Genomic DNA, 18,536 nt, shown 5'->3' with positions numbered 1-18,536 from the left:
AATCCTGAGTATGGTGGTGCGACCCCGAGCCTATCGGGCAGCCTGCCGTCGTCGCGCGAGGGCGAGGCTTGCGAGCCCGGCGACCAGCAGAGGCAGGCCGGCAGGCAGTGGGACGGGCGAAATCTCTTCCGGCACCAGCCGGATGCCATCTTCGCGCAGGTTCAAGCTGGCGGAGATTTCCGCACGCGCATCGAAGAACGAGCCGAGTGGTTTGCGGGGAATCGTAAGGTTTGGGAAGTCGCCGGAATCGGCCAGACCAAAGAGAGTCAGGGTCAGAACATCACCATCCTGCACGTCAACCGCGGCGCCGAGGTCGATGGAAAACCCGCTGCCGTTCAGACCAAAGATCGGGCCGCTGGGGTCAGCGCTGGAGACCCGCTCCGAGACGGTTTCGTTTGGTGTCTCGAGGCGAAACCCGGCCAGAAGATGTGTCAGGCTGCGGTTGTCGTCCCGGTCGGTCAGGGCTGCGGCGAACCCGGCGGTCGCCAGCGTCAAAAACAACGTGCCATTGCCCTCGACCCGATAGCGGGAGGTTACTTCGGTGCGCGCCCGCGCCCAGTGCAGGGCCTCGCTCGCGCTGCCGGAGTTCCGGGCCGTGCTCGACAACAGAAGCCGCCGGTTGGCATGGTCAACATCCGCCGCAGCCGAAGAAGCGCCTGACGCGGCGAGCGCGAAGGTGTCCAGCGCCTGCGTCAGGACACCGCTGCTGGTGTCGATGACCTCGGTGACGCTGTCGCCCCCGGCGGTGCCTCCAGACTGGTAGCGAGCGTCGACCACTGTCGAAAGCGTGGCTGCGGCAGCAAAGCCCGGCAGGAGCACGGTCATGGCCGCGGTGATCAATAGTCTCTTCATTATGTTGTCCTTTGAAATGGATGCCGCGCTGAGCGCGGCGTGGTGTGCCCCCGAACTGGCGCATTGACTGCGCCCCACGGGGTGTGGCGCTGACCTAGCGCGTTCCATCTGGCGAAACTTGAAGGTCGTCTGGGGATTTCTTGAACTCTTGTGCGGTGCGTCTGTGGCGTCTCGCACCCGGGAACCTCGTCCGCCGTTCTTCAGAAAATCCCCAGACAACCATCAAGCGCGCGCCTGCCTCTTTCAGACATAAGGCTGCCATGTCGCGGACCGGCAGGTCGCCGGTGCCGCGCAAGTTGCTGAAAAAGGATCATTTGATATGAAACACAATCCACTGGGCGCGATTTGGCGCCGCCTCTCTCGCAAGCGTGCCGCGCCATGTGCGCACTGTTCGGCGCGTTATCGCGACCCCATGACAGCGGATATGGCGCAGGAGCATCTGCACCACGCCGCTGTTCCCAAACCATTCCGGTTCTGAGGAGGCGACCATGAAGCGCATATTCATATTCGCCTATGGCGTGATCGCCTATATTCTGTTCCTGGCCGTTTTCGCCTATATGGCAGGGTTTCTGCTCAGCTTTCTGGTTCCCAAAGGGATCAATACGCAGACAACTGCGGAGGTAAGCCTGCTGCATGCGATCATCGTGAACCTGGGCCTGATCGGGCTCTTCGGTTTCCTGCACAGCCTGCTGGCGCGGGAGCGGGTGAAGACGCAGTTGCTCAAACTCTTGCCTGCGGCAGCCGAGCGCAGCACCTATGTGGTGCAGTCCAGCCTTTGCCTCGCGCTGGCGATGTGGCAGTGGCAGCCGCTTCCCGGTGTGATCTGGCAGCTCGAGGGCCCAGCCGCTCTTGCGACCTACGCCGCCTTCGGGATCGGCGCGGGCCTCGTTCTGTGGTCGACCTTCCTGATCGATCACTTCGAGCTGTTTGGATTGCGGCAAATCTGGACCCATCTGCGTGGTCAGCCGATGCCGGAGCCGGTGTTTCGGACGCCCATGCTCTACCGGATCGTGCGTCACCCGATGCAGCTGGGTATCGTCATCTTGTTGTTTGCGACACCGCAGATGACATGGGGCCATCTGCTCTTTGCAGGTGCGATGACGGCATACATCTTTGTCGGGCTCTACTTCGAGGAACGCGCGCTGTTGCGGCTCTTCGGAGAGAGATATGCCGCCTATCAGAAGGCCGTGCCCATGCTGATCCCCGGCTTGCGTATCGGGCCACGTCTGGCCGCGATGTGACTGGAGATTTCTGTTGGCCCCCGAGCGGTTGTTCGGGGGCCAATTGGCACGCGTTCGGGCCGCGAGATACTCTGCCGCCTTAGTCTTTCCGAAAGACCTTTCATCCATATTTGCCCTACGCAACGTAGAGCAAGGAGACGCGTCCAATGGCCGCGAGCGACACGGTACTGAGTCCGAAAAAGCACCAGCGGTGGCGTCTTCCCGACTCGATCTTTCTGAAGTGCTTGTTCGCGCTGGCGCTGTCGACTGCCTTGACCATCGGCGTGCTGACGTACAAATCCGTCAAGGCGACAGATATGATCGCCTCGAGTTCCGTGATGACACTCGGCACTGAGGTGGCGACACAGCTGGGCGAGCGGACTGGGCCATCCTTGCGGTTTCGAAAATCCGAAGATGTCAGCGCGATTCTGCGCAAGACGATCGACGCACTTGAGGGCAGCGCATCTGGTGCTTTGGTGCTCGCGGTTGACGGAGAGGTGATCGCCGAAGAGCTTTTGGACGGCCACAGCAGTGACACCTTGCGACAGGTTGCTCAGGCCGCCTTGGCAGAAAGTGCCCCACAGTCCAACAGCGAGCGGTTAATCGTTGCCGTTCCCATTCGGTATGGCGCCGAGGCCAATGTGATCGGCGTGGTTGCGCTCGATTGGCGGACCGATGTGCTGTATGCGGCAGCGAGGGAGCAGAAGCGCATTGCCGTCGCACTTGCGACCGGTGTCGGCGTCCTCATGATGGTCTTGGTCGGGGTTTTAATCAAACGGATGGTGGCCAGACCCCTTTTCTCGATTGCCGCTGCGATGAGGCAGATTGCCCAAGGTAACTATGAGATTGAGATCCCAAGATATCGCCGCGGAAATGAGATCGGGGTCGTGGCGCGCACGCTCGACGATTTCCGGGAGCAGTTGCAAGCGTCCGAGGCCACTCGGAAAGACGCCGCCATGAAGAGTACTGCACTCGACGCAGGCTCTGCCGCCATGATGATTGCGGATGCAGAGTTCAATATCATCTACGCGTCTCCCTCAGTGATCGATCTGGTGCGAAAGCACAAAGGGGTGATTCAAACGCGCATCCCCGCCTTTGATCCGGAGCGGATCGTCGGGCAATCCATCGATATTTTCCACAAGCGCGCAGAGATGCAACGCCGCATGCTTGAGACGCTCGGGGCGGATGGGCACAAGGCCAGTATCGAGATGGACGACGTCATGCTCGAGCTGAATATTTCGAGAATTCAAGGCGAGGCCGGCGAGCGCATCGGCTATGTCGTCGAATGGTCTGATGTGAGCGAAGAGCGTTTGAATGCTGCCGTGCTCGACTCGCTGGATCGCAACCAGGCACGTGCGGAGTTCGGACCGGATGGTCAGCTTTTAGACGCAAACGATGCATTTCGCGCGTTGGTGGGCCTCAGCGAACCCGCGAACAGCTGCAACTTCTCCGATGTCGTCTTTGTCGGTGACAGCCCGGCGGACCCGAAAGAAGCTATCTTTAGTGAATTCGAACTTCGCGCGGGGGACGGCACGTCTTCATACGCGCTCGGAGGTTTGAGCCCGGTGTTCTATGGCAATGGTGATCTGAAACGCTCAGTGCTGATCGCAGCGGATGTGACTGATGAGCGTCGTCAGAAAGCCGCGGCAACCGAGGAGCGTGAGCGCCTTCAGATGGAACAAGATGCGATGATCGACTCACTGAGTTCCTCGCTTTCTGTCCTTGCCGACGGGGACCTTGGGGTCAGGATCAGCCATGCATTTGCTGGATCGAACGACAAGATCCGGCAAGATTTCAACGTCGCTGTCGAGCGGTTGGAGGAAGCAATTGCCTCCGTTGTCTCCAGCGCCACCACCATCCGGTCGGAGGTTGACGGGGTCGCAAGTGCGGCGACGGAACTGAGCAAGCGGACCGAAAGCCAGGCCGCGACACTGGAAGAGACCGCCGCCGCGGTGTCCGAAATCAGCGCCTCGGTGACCAGCTCGGCGGAGGGGGCGAAAAATGCCCATTCGGTTGTGGGTGCGGCACAAGATAATGCGCAGACATCGGGTGGTGTAGTCCGAGATGCGGTCTCGGCGATGAGCAAGATTGCCCAGAGCTCCTCCGAGATCACCTCGATTGTCAAAGTGATCGACGATATCGCGTTCCAGACCAATCTGCTTGCGCTGAACGCGGGAGTTGAAGCCGCGCGTGCGGGCGATGCTGGTCGTGGCTTTGCCGTCGTTGCATCAGAGGTGCGTGCCCTGGCCCAGCGGTCTTCCGATGCGGCGAACGAGATTAGCACTCTGATCGCAACCTCGTCGGAAAACGTTGATCTCGGCGTGAAACTGGTTGGAAACGCGGGGGACGCGCTGGAGCAGATTATCGCATCGATTTCGGATATCTCCGGCTACGTGTCGCAGATCGCCGGAGCGTCCGAGGAGCAGTCACACAGCATCGCGGAAATCAACGCGGCCATGAACCAGCTCGATCAGGTCACACAGGAAAACGCGGCCATGTTCGAGGAAACGACGGCTGCGAGCCAGAGCTTGTCGCAGATTGCCAACGAATTGACCGACCAAGTCCAACGGTTCTCTGCGAGCAAGGACAAGGGCGAAGTGTCAGGCGGTTCGAGCGGTGTAGAACATGAGCACCGAGAGAAGTTCAAATCGACCGGGTAGAGTTGTTGGCCGACCTCTCCTAAGGCCGCCAGCATCGCATTCGAAGTTCACTAGTCTTGGACTCGAAAGATGCGACTAAAATCAGTCGCTTTTGTGCAGTTGTACGTTTGAAGGTGCGCCTACCGAAAGTCCGCATTGAGCCGGACCCAGGATCGCCATTTTGCCGCCCATGCGCTCTGACCTTCCGGCACAAATCTCGTCTTCCGGTTTGATAGTGGGTGCTTTAGCTTCGGGAGGGGCGGCTCGCACTGGCCACCTCTGCTGCGATACCAAATCGCATCTGTGATGCTGTACAAGCTTGGGCTTTGATGAATGGTGGGGCGTTCGCCCTGTTGTGCGGTGACCCGCTCATCAAAGGCTGAAGCGTCTCAAGCGGTTATCTGTCTCACGGACTTGGCGCCGAGATCGCGTTTGCGCATTGCACTGCCATCGTGTTGAGATCAGCTGGCGAAAATGGCGCACCCGCCCAAAGTAAGCAGATGCAGAATGGTTAGTCTTTGGGTCGACCGGGTCTGGTTCGCGCGGAGTTTGTCTAGCTAAGACAGGCTGCGCTTAGAGGCAGTGGGCGTTTGCGGTCGAGGGACTACGCGGTTGGGCTTGGAAAGACCCCACATGTGCGGGATCTTTCCAGAGAGTTCGAGACTATTGAGGGATGTCGCCCGTGATGCCTTCGACGTAGAAGTTCATCCCCGCTAGTGTGCCGTCATCAGCCACTTCACCTTCTGCCAGCCAGTCGCTCCCGTCCTGCTTTTTCAGCGGGCCGGTGAAGGGGTGGTAGGACCCATCGGCAATGGCCGCTTTCATCGCCAAAGCCTCTTCCTTCACGTCAGCTGGCACCGCGTCGGTAATCTCGCCGATGGCAACCATCCCCGGCCCGATACCATCCCAAGTGTCGCTGCTTGCCCAGGTGCCGTCGATCACGGCCTGCGTCCGCGCGATGTAGTAGGGCGCCCAATCGTCGATGATCGAGGAGACCCGCGGGAAGGGTCCGTACTGCGCCATGTCAGAGGCCTGACCGAAGGTGATGACGTTGCCGGCCTCCTGCGCCGCGGCCTGAGGCGCTGTGGAGTCCGTGTGTTGCAGTACCACATCGGCGCCCTGTTCGATCAATGCTTTGGCGGCGTCCGCTTCCTTGGCCGGGTCGAACCATGTGTAGACCCAGATGATCTTGAATTCGACATCCGGGTTCACCTTGGCGGCGTGAATATAGGCGGAGTTGATGCCACGGATCACCTCTGGGATTGGGTAAGAGGCGATGTAGCCGATGACATTCGACTCGGTCATCTTGCCCGCGATGTGGCCCTGAATTGCACGACCTTCGTAGAACCGGGCCGAGTAGGTCGACACGTTGTCCGCGCGCTTGTAACCCGTGGCGTGCTCGAATTTCACATCCGGGAATTTCTGCGCCACATTGATCGTCGCATCCATGTAGCCGAAAGAGGTGGTGAAGATCAGATCTGCACCATCCAGCGCCATCTGCGTCATCACTCGCTCGGCGTCGGGCCCTTCGGCCACGTTTTCGACATAGACGGTTTCGACCGCATCGCCCAAAGCCTCCTCGACAGCAAGCCGGCCCTTATTGTGCTCATAGGTCCAGCCGCCGTCCCCGATCGGGCCAACGTAAACAAAGCCAACTTTCGTTTTCTCATGGCCATCCGCAACTGCGCCCGTGGCCAGGCCCAATGCGACAGCCGCACTGGCCAGAAGTGTGGTGAGTTTCATGTTCAGGTCTTCCCCATGTTGAACCGCCCCTTATCCGAGGCGTTGATTGGCCCCTAGCTCGAGGCGTGGAATGTCCGGCCCAGAGAGCCGGGGGCAGCGCTTTTATCCGCAGAGAGGATCACCAGCACCACGATGGTGATAATGTAGGGCGACATTGCCAGATATTCGACGGGAATGGCAACGCCCGCGCCTTGCAGGTTGAGTTGCAATTGCGTGATGCCGCCAAAAAGATAGGCACCCAGAAGCACGCGCCAGGGCTTCCAACTGGCGAAGACCACCAGAGCAAGGGCGATCCAGCCAACACCGGCGGTCATACCTTCGGTCCATTGTGGCACACGGATCAGGCTGATGTAGGCCCCACCCATGCCCGCCAGCGCGCCCCCGAACATGATGGCAAGGGTGCGGATGCGCACCACCTTGTAGCCAAGGGCATGGGCGGCATCGTGGTTCTCGCCCACCGCGCGCAGGACCAGCCCGACGCGTGTGAACTTCAGCGTGGCCCAGACGGCGGCGACGAGGAGGATGCCGATGTAGAGGATCGGATCATGCGAGAAGAGGATCGGCCCGACGACTGGGATGTCGGCGAGAGGTCCGAAGTTCACATCGCCCATTCGGGGCGGTTTGACACCGACATATCCCTGTCCCAGCAACGCCGAGAGCCCCAGCCCGAAGAGCGTCAGCGCAAGCCCTGATGCCACCTGATTGGCCAGAGCGACCTGCGTGAGCAGCGCAAAGAGCAGGCTCAACAGGGCTCCGCCAGCTGCAGCGGCGACAAAACCGGTGAGGGGCGAGCCGGTCTCGACCGCTATGGCAAACCCGCAGATCGCGCCCAGGATCATCATGCCCTCGACCCCGAGGTTCAGCACTCCAGCACGTTCAACGATCAACTCGCCGGTTGCGGCCAGCAGGATCGGCGTCGCCGCGCTCATCAAGGCCGCGATGAGCAGGATCGGGTTGATCGCGGTCAGGTCCATCAGGCGGTCTCCGCCCGGCCGATTCGCAGCCGGTAGTTGGTGAAAAGATCAAGCGCCAGGAGGAAAAAGAGCAGCATGCCCTGGAAGACCTGAATGGCTGCGGCGGGCAGGCCCAACTGGCTCTGCGCGATATCGCCGCCTATGTAGGTGAGCGCCATGAGCCCCCCGGCGAGCACGATGCCGATGGGATGCAGGCGGCCCAGAAAGGCCACGATGATCGCCGTGAACCCGTAGCCGACGTTAAAATCGATGCTGACCTGACCGGCGGGACCAGAGACCTCGAAGAGCCCGGCCAACCCGGCCAGAAGGCCGGACATGCCCAGGCAGAAAAGAATGAGCCGGCTCGGGTTCACGCCTGCAAAGCGCGCGGCCCGCGGCGCCTCGCCCGTGACCCGGACGGCAAAGCCCAACCGGTGCCGGGTCAGCAGGACATAGGCGAAGATGACGGCGATCAGCGCAGCGACAACGCCCCAATGCATGCCCGTGCCCGCGATGATCTCGGCGTTATGGGCGCTGCCGTATTGCTGCAAGTTTCGGCTGCCCGGAAAGCCGAAACCTTCCGGATTTTTCAACAATCCCAAGGACATGGAGGCCAGGAATTGCTCGGCCACATAGACCAGCATCAGCGAGACGAGAATCTCGTTTGTCCCGAAACGCACCTTCAATACGGCGGGGATCATCGCCCAGAGCCAACCACCGAAGGCGCCCGCGAGGACCATGCCGGGGAAGATCAGCACGCTCTCGGTAGGATAGAACGCAAGGCCAAACCCGGCACCAAAAAGCGCGCCCATGATGTACTGGCCTTCGGCGCCGATGTTCCAGATGCCAGCCTTGAACCCCAGGCTAAGCCCGATCGCGATCAGGACCAGTGGCGCTCCTTTGATCAGCAGTTGTGGGCGGTAATAAAAGGCGAATTCGCCAAAGACCGGTTCCCAGAAGATCGTCAGAATCGACTGTACCGGGTCCTTGCCGAGAGCGGCGAATAGCAGGCCCCCGAAGAAAAACGTGGCCATAACGGCCAGCAGTGGCGTCAGATAGGCAAACATCTGGTTGGGCTGCGGGCGTTTTTCGAGCCGGATCATGATGGTGGCTTCCAGACCGCCGGGCGGGTCGGTTGCACTTCGGGGTGAAGGCCTTCCGCGCTACACATGCGCCACCTCCATGCCATGCGCGCCACCCATCATCAGCCCGATTTGCTCGACGCTCAGACCGTCCGTCGGCTGTGGCGTTGACAACCGCCCTTCGTTCAGCGCCGCGAAGCGGTCGGCAATTTCCATCAATTCATCCAGATCTTGGCTGATCACGATCACCGCGGCACCGCCCTTTGCCAGATCGAGCAGGGCCTGCCGGATGGCGGCTGCGGCAGAGGCATCCACACCCCAGGTCGGCTGGTTGACCACCAGAACCTCCGGCCGCTGCAGTACCTCGCGCCCGATCACGAATTTCTGCAGATTGCCGCCCGAAAGCGACCGTGCAGCGTTGGCAGGCCCAGGTGTGCGCACATCGAAGGTGGCAATGATCCGGTCGGCAAAATCGCGCGCGGCAGGCCAGTCGAGAAACCCACCCCGCTCAAGCCTCTCGCGCGCCGCGCCGGTGAGCATTGCGTTTTCAGTCAGCGACATGTCGGGGGCGGCAGCGTGGCCGAGGCGCTCTTCGGGTGCGGCCAGCAAGCCGCGGGACCGGCGCGCGTTTGGGCCTAATGTACCGATGTCCGCGCCATCAAACTGTACCATGCCGGCAGGTGCGGGCGTTTCACCGGAGAGTGCAGCCAGCAACTCGTCCTGTCCATTGCCAGCCACACCGCCGATGCCCAAAATCTCTCCACGCCGCAGCTCCAGTGAAATGTCGCGCAGCGGCATGCCGAAGGCGGAGGGTGAGGGCAACGACAGCCCTGCCAGCGTCAACACAATGGGCCCCGGTTCCACACCTGCACGCGTGGGGGTGGTCAGCACCTTGCCCACCATCATCTCGGCCATGTCTCGCGCCGTGGTCTCGCGCGGCGTGCAATTCCCCACGACCTTGCCCAACCTCAGGATCGTGGCGGTGTCGCAGAGCGTCCGTATTTCTTCAAGCTTATGAGAAATATAGAGAATTGCCGTTCCTTCAGCGCTAAGCCTGCGGAGGGTTTCGAACAGGATCTCCACTTCTTGCGGCGTCAGAACCGAGGTTGGTTCGTCCATGATCAACAGCTTTGGGTCCTGGAGCAGGCAGCGGATGATCTCGACCCGCTGCCGTTCACCCGCAGAGAGATCGCCCACGATCCGGTCAGGGGCCAGGGGCAACCCGTAGGTGTCCGAGACCTCGCGGATTTGCCGTGAGAGATCGCGCAGTTTCGGCGCGTTCTCCATCCCCAGTGCGATGTTTTCGGCGACCGTCAGCGCGTCGAACAGCGAAAAATGCTGGAAGACCATGCCGACGCCCGCTGCCCGCGCGGCGCGCGGCTCGGATGGAGCGAAGGGGGCCCCGTGCATCTGCATCTCGCCTTGATCCGGCTTGACGAGACCGTAGATCATCTTGACCAGTGTTGACTTGCCCGCCCCGTTTTCACCGAGCAGCGCATGGACTTCGCCGGGGGCGATCTCCAGCGAAACGTCATCATTCGCGATGACTCCGGGATAGGCTTTGGTTAGACCCGAAAGGGACAATAGCGGCGTCATGCGAGGACTTTCGATTGGGTCAGAAGCGCATCGACCACCCCTGCGGCGATGGCGTCCGGGTGCTTGCCCAGGGCCTTGTCGCCGATGGGGCAGGTGATTGATGCTGGGGCGAGCCCCGCTTGCCGCAGCCGTTTTTCGAACCGCGCCCACTTCGTCTCCGATCCGATCAGTCCGCAGGAGGCAAAGCCGTGTTTGAGCAGGGCCGCACAGAGGGCGAGGTCAATATCGTGCGAATAGGTGAAGATCAGATGGTGCGCATCCTGCGGCGCCCGGGCGGCCAGCCGCGGCATATCGGCTGTGGGCACAAGAGTGATGTCGTCGTCAACCTGCTTTGGAAATCGGCTGCGCGTGCTGTCCACCCACGTCAGTTCAATCGCACCCGGCGGGCAGGCGTTGACCACCGCGCGGCCCACATGCCCGGCACCCCAGAGCCAAAGGCGCGGGGGCGGGCCGACGCTGACCTGTTGTTCGTGCGTCTTGCGCCTGCTGACCTGGTCAACCACTTTTTCACTACGCGTGAACTGCAGGGTGACGGAGCCGCCACAACATTGCCCAAGCCCGGGGCCAAGAGGCAACGTCCGCACCTCGTCTGGCCCGTCCTCGGCGAGAATGGCGCGCGCCTGCGCAATGGCCGCGTACTCCAGGGCGCCGCCGCCGATCGTGCCAGCGATCTCCGTTTGCGTCACTTTCATCGCGGTGCCCGCATCGCGAGGCGCCGACCCTTTGGTGGCGAGGATTTCGACGTAGAGCGCGCTCATCCCCGCGCCCTTTCAATAGCGTTGAGGACGGCCTCGGGCGTCGCGGGCGTTTGAAGGTCGGCATAGTTCGGCCCACAGGCCTGAACGGCCTCACAAAGTGCCGAATAGGCCGAAATCCCCAGCATCAGGGGCGGTTCGCCCACTGCTTTTGATCGATAAATCGTTTCTTCGCGGTTCTCGCCATCCCAGAGTGCCACGTTGAAAACATCGGGCCGGTCCGAGCAGGCGGGGATCTTGTAGGTCGACGGCGCATGGGTGCGCAGCCGCCCGCTGTCGTCCCAGACCAGCTCTTCCGTGGTCAACCAGCCTGCACCCTGCACATAGCCCCCCTCGATCTGGCCGATATCGAGGCTGGGGTTCAGCGAGGCGCCCACGTCATGCAGAATGTCCGCGCGCAGAATGCGGTTTTCTCCCGTCAGCGTGTCGACCACCACCTCCGTCACGGCAGCACCATAGGCGAAATAGAAAAACGGGCGACCCTTACCCCTGATCCGGTCCCATTCGACCTTCGGCGTCTTGTAGAATCCGGTCGACGAGAGGCTGATCCGCGCGAAATAGGCCATCTGCACCACCTCGGCGAAGCTGTAAGTTGCGCCGGACACGGTCACTTCGCCGCCTTCAAACACGACATCGCGCGCTGCGCATTGATGCTTCTCCGCAAGCATATCGGACATTCGGTCACGTATGGTATCGCAGGCCAGTTTGACCGCCATCCCATTCAGATCGCTGCCCGACGACGCAGCCGTGGCGGAGGTGTTGGGCACTTTGCCGGTGTCGGTCGCGGTGATTTTCACCTCTGCGATGTCGACCCCGAACCGGTCCGCCGCAACCTGAGCGACCTTCTGGAACAAGCCCTGGCCCATCTCGGTTCCACCGTGGTTCAGGTGGATAGAGCCATCCTGATACACATGCACCAGAGCGCCTGCCTGATTCAGATGCGTAAGAGTAAATGAGATACCAAACTTCACGGGCGTCAGCGCGATGCCTTTTTTCAGGACAGGGTTCTCCGCATTCCAGGCGGTTGCAGCTTCTCGCCGTTGCTCATACCCGCTCGATACGACCAGAGCATCGATCATCTCCGGCAGGATGAAGTCCGTGACTTCCTGACCATACGGTGTCGTCTTGTTGGATGCGCCCGGTTCGCTGCCGTAGTAGTTCCTCTGCCGAACGCTCAGAGGCGATTTGCCCAGATGTGTCGCGATATGGTCCATCACCCGTTCGATCCCAAGCATCCCTTGCGGGCCGCCGAACCCACGAAAGGCGGTGGCGCTCTGCGTGTTGGTTTTCAGTCGGTGGCTGGTGATCCGAACGCGGGGCAGGAAGTACGCGTTATCCGCGTGTAGCATGGCGCGGTCGGCAACGGGCAGCGACAAGTCCTGCGACCATCCGCAGCGCGCGTAGTGCGTAAAGTCGATCCCTTGAATTGCACCGTCATCGTCGAAGCCAACAGTGTAATCGATCCGGAAGTCGTGGCGCTTGCCGGTGATGGTCATGTCGTCGTCGCGGTCATAGCGCATCCGGCAGGGCCGCCCCGTGGCGCGCGCGACGACCGCGCAGGCCACGGCGAGTGCATTGCCTTGGCTCTCTTTGCCGCCAAAGCCGCCGCCCATGCGCCGCGTTTCAACCCGAACGCTGTGCATCGGCACGCCCAGAGCTTCAGCCACCTTGTGCTGAATTTCCGTCGGGTGCTGGGTCGAACTCATCACCACCATGTCGCCATCTTCTTGCGGCAGGGCGAGCGCAGCCTGGCCTTCAAGATAGAAGTGTTCCTGGCCGCCGACGTAGAGCTGGCCGGCAATCTGGTGCGGCGCCCTGGCAATCGCGGCGTCAGCATCGCCACGTCCATAGACCCGCGGCCCATCTTCAAAGCGGCTGTTTTGTGCCAGCGCATCCTCGATGCTCAGGATCGGCGGCGTCTCGGTGATCTCAACCTGCCCAAGCCGCGCCGCTTGCCGCGCAGCAAGATGAGAGGTCGCGGCCACCACAAAGAGCGGCTGCCCGATGTAATGCACCTTGTCGGTCGCAAGCAGCGGCTCATCGTGGTTTGAGGGGGAGACGTCGTTGTCGAACGGCAGGTCTGCTGCAGTCATCACGCTGACCACGCCCGGCGCATCTCGGACCGCAGACAAATCCATACGCCCTAGTATGCCAGAGGCCGTTTCGGACAGGCCAAACGCGAGGTGCAGCGCGTGCTTGGGTGCAGGGATGTCATCGACATAACGCGCCGCACCCGTCACATGCAGATGCGCGGCATCATGGGGCAGGGGCTTGGCGACGCTCACGTGGTGACCTCCAGCGTGCTGACCGCCGCACCCTGATCCGCATACCAGTACCGCAGCAGCATGTTCTGCGCCGTTTGCAACCGGTATTCCGCGCTCGCCCGCATGTCTGAGAGCGGTTGGAAATCCTCCGCCAGAATCGGCATGGCTGCACGAACCGACGCCTCGGACCACGGTTGACCAATCAGCGCCGCCTCCGTGCGCCCGGCGCGTTTCGGCGTCCCGGACATCCCGCCATAGGCGAGGCGTGCGCTCACGACTTGGTCATCCTCCACGGTAACCACAAGGCAGCCGCAGACAGCAGAGATATCCTGATCGAACCGCTTCGACAGCTTGTAACAGCGCAGCCGGTCGGGCTGCGCCTGGATGGTCACCGCCTCGACAAACTCGCCAGGCTGACAGTCCTGCTTGCCGTAGTCGACGAAGAATTCCTCCAGCGGCAGGCTGCGGCGGCTCTGCCCGTGCCGAAGGTGCAAGGTTGCGCCAAGCGCGATCAGCGCGGGTGATCCGTCGCCGATGGGCGAGCCGTTGGCGATGTTGCCGCCGATGGTCGCCGCATTGCGGACCTGAACCGAGCCATAGCGGCGGATCAGCTCGGAAAAAGACGGGTACAGCGGCGCAACCGCCGCCTCCAGCTCGGTGAGGGTCGTCATCGCGCCGACCCGAAGCCCGTCGTCCGTTTCGCTGACCCCGCGCAGATCGGCGCAGCGATTCAGGAACGCAACTGGCCCGAGATCACGGAAGTCCTTCGTGACCCAAAGCCCGACGTCCGTCGCCCCTGCGATCAGCGTCGCCTCCGGGTGCTTCGCGTACCACTCAGCCAGCGCCTCCACACTGTCGGGTTGCACCCAGGACCCATCACCCACGCCCTCGCCCACGGCAACCGGGCTGTCATGCATATGCTCCGGCACAGGCTCACCAGCGGCGGCTTCGGCGGCCCGAATGATCGGCGCATATCCCGTGCAACGGCAGAGGTTGCCGGCCAGTTGCACATCATGATCGGTGGCCCTGTTCAGATGCGCCGTGGCCATGCTCACCACGAACCCCGGCGTGCAGAACCCGCATTGGCTGCCGTGGTGATCGATCATCGCCTGTTGCACCGGATGCAGCGTGCCGTCGGGTGCTGCGATCCCCTCCACCGTGCGCACGGCCTTGCCGTTGAGCTGCGGCAGAAACAGGATGCAGGCGTTGAGCGCATGCGCGCCGTTCTCATCCATGACCATGACCGAACAGGCCCCGCAATCCCCCTCATTGCAGCCCTCCTTGGTGCCGGTCAGCCCACGCTCTTCGCGCAGCCAGGCGAGCAGGGTGACGGTTGGGGCCACGTCGCGCAGCGCCACTGTTTCTCCGTTCAGGCGAAACGTAATGTCCATGCCGTCAGACCCGCCGCGGTACCAGAAGAGCCCCAGATGCCCGGCGTTCGATGCGGCGTAGAACGGCGGGCGAGCGTTAACCGATCCGAGGCTAAGCGTGGCCCGCCGGGGTTTGCAAGGGAAAAGGCGAGAGGATGCGGGCGGTTGCGTCTGCTGCGCTCAAAAAATGACGGGCGCGGGTGTTCGTGCTGGCGGCGGTGCCAGCGCTCCACTAGGGTCGGCCCATGACGTCACATCCGCGATTCATTCACCTGCGCAGCCATTCCGAGTACTCGCTCCTGGAGGGTGCGCTTCGGTTGAAGAAACTGCCCGAGTTGTGCCGCAAGGCCGAGATGCCCGCGCTCGCGCTGACCGACACCAACAACATGTTCGCCGCTCTCGAGTTTTCCGTGGCCATGTCGGGTGCGGGTGTGCAGCCCATCCTCGGGTGCCAGACCGATCTCTCTTATGTGGAGGCCCGGCCCGGCGAGAAACCCCCGCTGCCCGCCCCGCTTGTCCTGCTGGCACAGAGCGAGGGGGGATATGAGAATCTGATGAAGCTCAACTCCTGCCTTTACGTGGATAAAGGCGGGGCGCTACCGCAGGTCACCGTCGACCAGCTCGAGACCTATTCGGCTGATGTGATCTGTCTAACCGGCGGTCCGGAGGGCCCGGTGGGCAAGCTGCTGCAAGCCGGTCAGCGCCCCGCCGCCGAGGCGCTGATGACCCGGCTGCACCAGATCTTCGGCGACCGTATCTATGTCGAGCTGCAGCGCCATCCGGGCGAGGGCGGCCAACCCGAGGCCGAACGGCTGACCGAGCGCGGCTTTGTCGAAATGGCCTACGCGATGGGCCTGCCGCTTGTTGCGACAAATGACGTCTATTTCCCCGCCTCGGACATGTACGAGGCGCATGACGCGCTGATCTGCATTGCCGAAGGCGCCTATGTGGACCAGCAAGAGGCGCGCCGCCGCCTGACGGCCCAGCATTACTTCAAGTCGCAGTCCGAGATGGTCACGCTCTTCGCCGATCTGCCCGAGGCCATCGAGAATACGGTCGAGATCGCCAAACGCTGCGCCTTTCAGGCCTATCGCCGCGATCCGATCCTTCCGAAGTTCGCCGATGATGAAATTGAAGAGCTGCGCAAACAGTCGCACGCGGGCCTGAAAGACCGGCTTGCCGTGATCCCCCATGCGGCGACGGTCGAAGAGTACGAACAGCGGCTCGATTTCGAGCTTGGCATCATCGAAGGCATGGGCTTTCCCGGCTACTTCCTGATCGTGGCCGATTTCATCAAATGGGCCAAGGAGCATGACATTCCGGTGGGCCCCGGTCGCGGTTCGGGCGCGGGCAGTCTCGTGGCCTATGCGCTCACTATCACCGATCTTGACCCGCTGCGCTATCAACTGCTGTTCGAACGCTTCCTGAACCCCGAGCGGGTCTCGATGCCCGACTTCGACATCGACTTCTGCATGGACCGGCGCGAAGAAGTGATCCGCTACGTGCAGGAGAAATACGGCCGTGACAAGGTCGGCCAGATCATCACCTTCGGTGCGCTGCTCTCCAAAGCCGCAGTGCGTGACATCGGGCGCGTGCTGCAGATGCCTTATGGTCAGGTGGATCGGCTCTCCAAGATGATCCCCGTTGAAGGCGTGAAGCCCGTGAGCATCGAAAAGGCGCTGGCCGACGAGCCGCGCCTGCGCGAAGAGGCCCGCAACGAAGAAGTCGTCAACCGGTTGCTCACCTACGGCCAACAGGTCGAGGGGCTGCTCCGCAACGCTTCCACCCATGCCGCTGGTGTGGTGATCGGCGACCGCCCGCTGGATGCGCTGGTGCCGCTCTATCAAGACCCGCGCTCCGACATGCCCGCCACCCAGTTCAACATGAAGTGGGTCGAACAGGCGGGGTTGGTGAAGTTCGACTTCCTAGGCCTGAAGACCCTCACGGTCATCCAGAACGCGGTCGAGCAAATCCTCGGCTCAGGCCGCAAGCTGCATATGGCCGCCGACGGCACCGAGCTCTATTTGCCCGCCGACGGCATGGAGAATGACATCGGCGGCATCCCCCTCGATGATGAGGCGAGCTACAAGCTCTATGCCGCAGGCAAAACGGTTGCGGTCTTCCAGGTGGAAAGCTCAGGGATGATCGACGCGCTCAAGCGTATGAAGCCCACCTGTATCGAAGACATCGTGGCCCTCGTGGCGCTCTACCGCCCTGGCCCGATGGAGAATATCCCGACCTACTGCGAGGTGAAAAACGGCCTCCGCGCGCGCGAAAACCTGCACCCGACCATCGATCATATTCTGGATGAGACCCAGGGCATCATCGTCTACCAGGAACAGGTGATGCAGATCGCGCAGGAGATGGCGGGCTATTCGCTTGGTGGCGCTGACCTGCTGCGCCGCGCCATGGGCAAGAAAATCCAGGAGGCGATGGACGCCGAACGCCCGAAATTCCTGGAAGGCGCGGCCAAGAACGGCGTCGACAAGGACAAGGCGATGGAGGTCTGGAACCTCCTCGACAAATTCGCCAACTACGGGTTCAACAAGTCCCACGCCGCCGCCTATGCGGTGGTCAGCTACCAGACCGCCTGGCTCAAGGCGAACCACCCGGTGGAATTCATGGCTGGTGTGATGAACTGCGACATCCACCTCACCGACAAGCTTGCCGTCTACTTCGAAGAGGTGCGCAAACAGCTCGACCTGCCCTGGGTGCCTCCTTGTGTGAACCGCTCCGATGCCACCTTCAAGGTGGTGGATGGCGCGCTGGTCTACGCGCTCGGTGCTCTCAAGAACGTCGGGATCGAGGCGATGAAGCTGATCACCGACGGGCGCGCGGGCAAACCCTTCGCCACGCTCTTCGACCTCGCCCGCCGCGTCGATCTCAAGCGTGTCGGCAAACGCCCGCTGGAGATGCTCGCGCGCTCCGGCGCCTTCGACCAGCTTGATACCAACCGTCGCCGAGTCTTCGATGCGCTGGATGCGCTGGTGGCCTATTCTGCGGCGATCCACGACCAGAAGGCCTCCAACCAGGTCTCGCTCTTCGGAGAAGCGGGTGAAGATCTGCCCGAACCCCGCCTGCATCCGGTGCAAGACTGGCTGCCCGCCGAACGGCTGGCTGAAGAATTCACTGCTGTCGGCTTCTATCTCTCGGGCCACCCGCTCGATGACTATATGGGGCCACTCAAGCGCAAAGATGTGATCACCCTCGACGAGGTCCTGACCAAGGCTGAGCGCGCGCCTCTGATCGCCAAGCTAGCGGGTGTCGTGGCTGGTCGGCAGGAGCGCAAATCGGCCCGCGGCAACCGTTTCGCCTTCTGCCAGATGTCGGACACCACCGGCGCCTACGAGGTCACGCTGTTCTCCGAAACGCTGGAAAAATCACGCGAGCACCTGGAAACGGGCGCCAAGGTGGTGGTGACCGTCGAGGCCACGATGGAGGCGGACCAACTCAAGCTGCTCGGCCGCTCCGTTGCGCCCATCGATACTGTCACGGCGGATGCCGGCGGCATGGGCCTCCGTGTCTTCGTCGAGGCGCCTGAGGCGATTGCCGCGGTCGCGACCGTGCTGCAGGATGCGGCCGCCGCGGCGAAGACTGCTGGCCGGGGCCCGGTTGAGCTGTGCCTGATCGACCCGGACCTGCCCGGCGAGGTCGAGGTTGATCTGGGGGCTGACTTCGCGGTGAACCCGCAGATCAAAGGCGCGATCAAATCCCTCTCAGGCGTGCTCGAAGTGCAGGATCTCTAAGCCTCTTCACCCTTCCAGAAATTCTCCCGCCGGAGGCGATCCCACAGTCAATGGCACGCGGCACCTTTCAGTAATGCGGCGGCCGCTCATCGCCCAGGACCACACCGCCTGACCCCTGCGCCTCGCGCTCGCCTTCGCGCTGCATCAGCATGAAGACCCGGCGGGTCAGCGTTGCGATCTCCGCCTCCTGCCGCGCCACCACATCTGACAGCTCCTCGACCGTCCGCGTCAGATGCGCAATCTGTTCTTCCAGCTTTTCCATGGCCTGCGCCTAGCATGTGGCGGGCGCGCAATAAAGACCGCGCCTTGCCCCCCA

13 protein-coding genes are annotated in these 18,536 nt (G+C 62.2%); 4 read left to right on the top strand and 9 right to left on the bottom strand.

Annotation, left to right across the window (positions count from 1 at the left end):
• Nucleotides 1-30: 30 nt before the first annotated feature.
• Entirely contained in the window at nt 31-852 is an 822-nt protein-coding gene (locus tag ACVC7O_RS19210) for a VPLPA-CTERM sorting domain-containing protein (RefSeq protein ID WP_458323726.1), read from the bottom strand.
• 319 nt (nt 853-1,171) lie between these two features.
• On the opposite strand from ACVC7O_RS19210, the gene ACVC7O_RS19205 reads away from it, so the two are divergent.
• The 3 genes from ACVC7O_RS19205 to ACVC7O_RS19195 all read left to right on the top strand — a co-directional run bounded on the left by ACVC7O_RS19205 (nt 1,172) and on the right by ACVC7O_RS19195 (nt 4,732).
• Nucleotides 1,172-1,330: a hypothetical protein gene (locus ACVC7O_RS19205; protein WP_458323725.1), complete on the top strand. Its 159-nt coding sequence runs from the start codon at nt 1,172-1,174 to the stop codon at nt 1,328-1,330.
• 10 nt (nt 1,331-1,340) lie between these two features.
• A complete protein-coding gene (locus ACVC7O_RS19200) occupies nt 1,341-2,093 on the top strand; it encodes a methyltransferase family protein (protein WP_458323724.1) in 753 nt (250 codons plus the stop codon).
• Nucleotides 2,094-2,239: 146 nt separating this feature from the next.
• The gene (locus tag ACVC7O_RS19195) at nt 2,240-4,732 is read left to right on the top strand and encodes a methyl-accepting chemotaxis protein (protein WP_458323723.1); all 2,493 of its coding nucleotides are present in this window, start codon (nt 2,240-2,242) and stop codon (nt 4,730-4,732) included.
• Between the two features lie 642 nt (nt 4,733-5,374).
• Here ACVC7O_RS19195 and ACVC7O_RS19190 read toward each other — a convergent pair.
• The 7 genes from ACVC7O_RS19190 to xdhA are packed head-to-tail and all read right to left on the bottom strand — an operon-like array spanning nt 5,375 to nt 14,495.
• The gene (locus ACVC7O_RS19190) at nt 5,375-6,454 is read right to left on the bottom strand and encodes a BMP family ABC transporter substrate-binding protein (protein WP_458323722.1); all 1,080 of its coding nucleotides are present in this window, start codon (nt 6,452-6,454) and stop codon (nt 5,375-5,377) included.
• Between the two features lie 53 nt (nt 6,455-6,507).
• Nucleotides 6,508-7,428: an ABC transporter permease gene (locus ACVC7O_RS19185; RefSeq protein ID WP_458323721.1), complete on the bottom strand. Its 921-nt coding sequence runs from the start codon at nt 7,426-7,428 to the stop codon at nt 6,508-6,510.
• On the bottom strand, nt 7,428-8,510 hold the full coding sequence (locus tag ACVC7O_RS19180; protein ID WP_458323720.1) for an ABC transporter permease: 1,083 nt from the start codon (nt 8,508-8,510) through the stop codon (nt 7,428-7,430). Before ACVC7O_RS19180 ends, ACVC7O_RS19185 begins: the two co-directional genes overlap by 1 nt.
• A gap of 60 nt (nt 8,511-8,570) precedes the next feature.
• Nucleotides 8,571-10,085, bottom strand: a complete 1,515-nt coding sequence (locus ACVC7O_RS19175; protein WP_458323719.1) for an ABC transporter ATP-binding protein — start codon at nt 10,083-10,085, stop codon at nt 8,571-8,573.
• The gene (gene xdhC, locus ACVC7O_RS19170; RefSeq protein WP_458323718.1) at nt 10,082-10,843 is read right to left on the bottom strand and encodes a xanthine dehydrogenase accessory protein XdhC; all 762 of its coding nucleotides are present in this window, start codon (nt 10,841-10,843) and stop codon (nt 10,082-10,084) included. Before xdhC ends, ACVC7O_RS19175 begins: the two co-directional genes overlap by 4 nt.
• Nucleotides 10,840-13,125: a xanthine dehydrogenase molybdopterin binding subunit gene (xdhB, locus tag ACVC7O_RS19165; protein ID WP_458323717.1), complete on the bottom strand. Its 2,286-nt coding sequence runs from the start codon at nt 13,123-13,125 to the stop codon at nt 10,840-10,842. The genes xdhC and xdhB overlap by 4 nt, the downstream gene beginning before the upstream one ends.
• The gene (gene xdhA / locus ACVC7O_RS19160; RefSeq protein WP_458323716.1) at nt 13,122-14,495 is read right to left on the bottom strand and encodes a xanthine dehydrogenase small subunit; all 1,374 of its coding nucleotides are present in this window, start codon (nt 14,493-14,495) and stop codon (nt 13,122-13,124) included. The genes xdhB and xdhA overlap by 4 nt, the downstream gene beginning before the upstream one ends.
• A 224-nt stretch (nt 14,496-14,719) precedes the next feature.
• Here xdhA and dnaE point away from each other — a divergent pair, with 224 nt between their 5' ends.
• Nucleotides 14,720-18,220, top strand: coding sequence for a DNA polymerase III subunit alpha (dnaE, locus tag ACVC7O_RS19155; RefSeq protein ID WP_458323715.1), 3,501 nt, complete (start codon nt 14,720-14,722; stop codon nt 18,218-18,220).
• A 67-nt stretch (nt 18,221-18,287) separates the two neighbouring features.
• Here dnaE and ACVC7O_RS19150 read toward each other — a convergent pair whose 3' ends face one another.
• Complete coding sequence (locus ACVC7O_RS19150; protein WP_458323714.1) at nt 18,288-18,482, bottom strand: SlyX family protein; 195 nt, start codon at nt 18,480-18,482, stop codon at nt 18,288-18,290.
• Nucleotides 18,483-18,536 lie beyond the last annotated feature (54 nt).

It is taken from the genome of Roseobacter cerffii (assembly GCF_054226325.1).
Note: the sequence above shows the minus strand (reverse complement) of the source record. Positions and strands in the feature narration are given on the sequence as shown.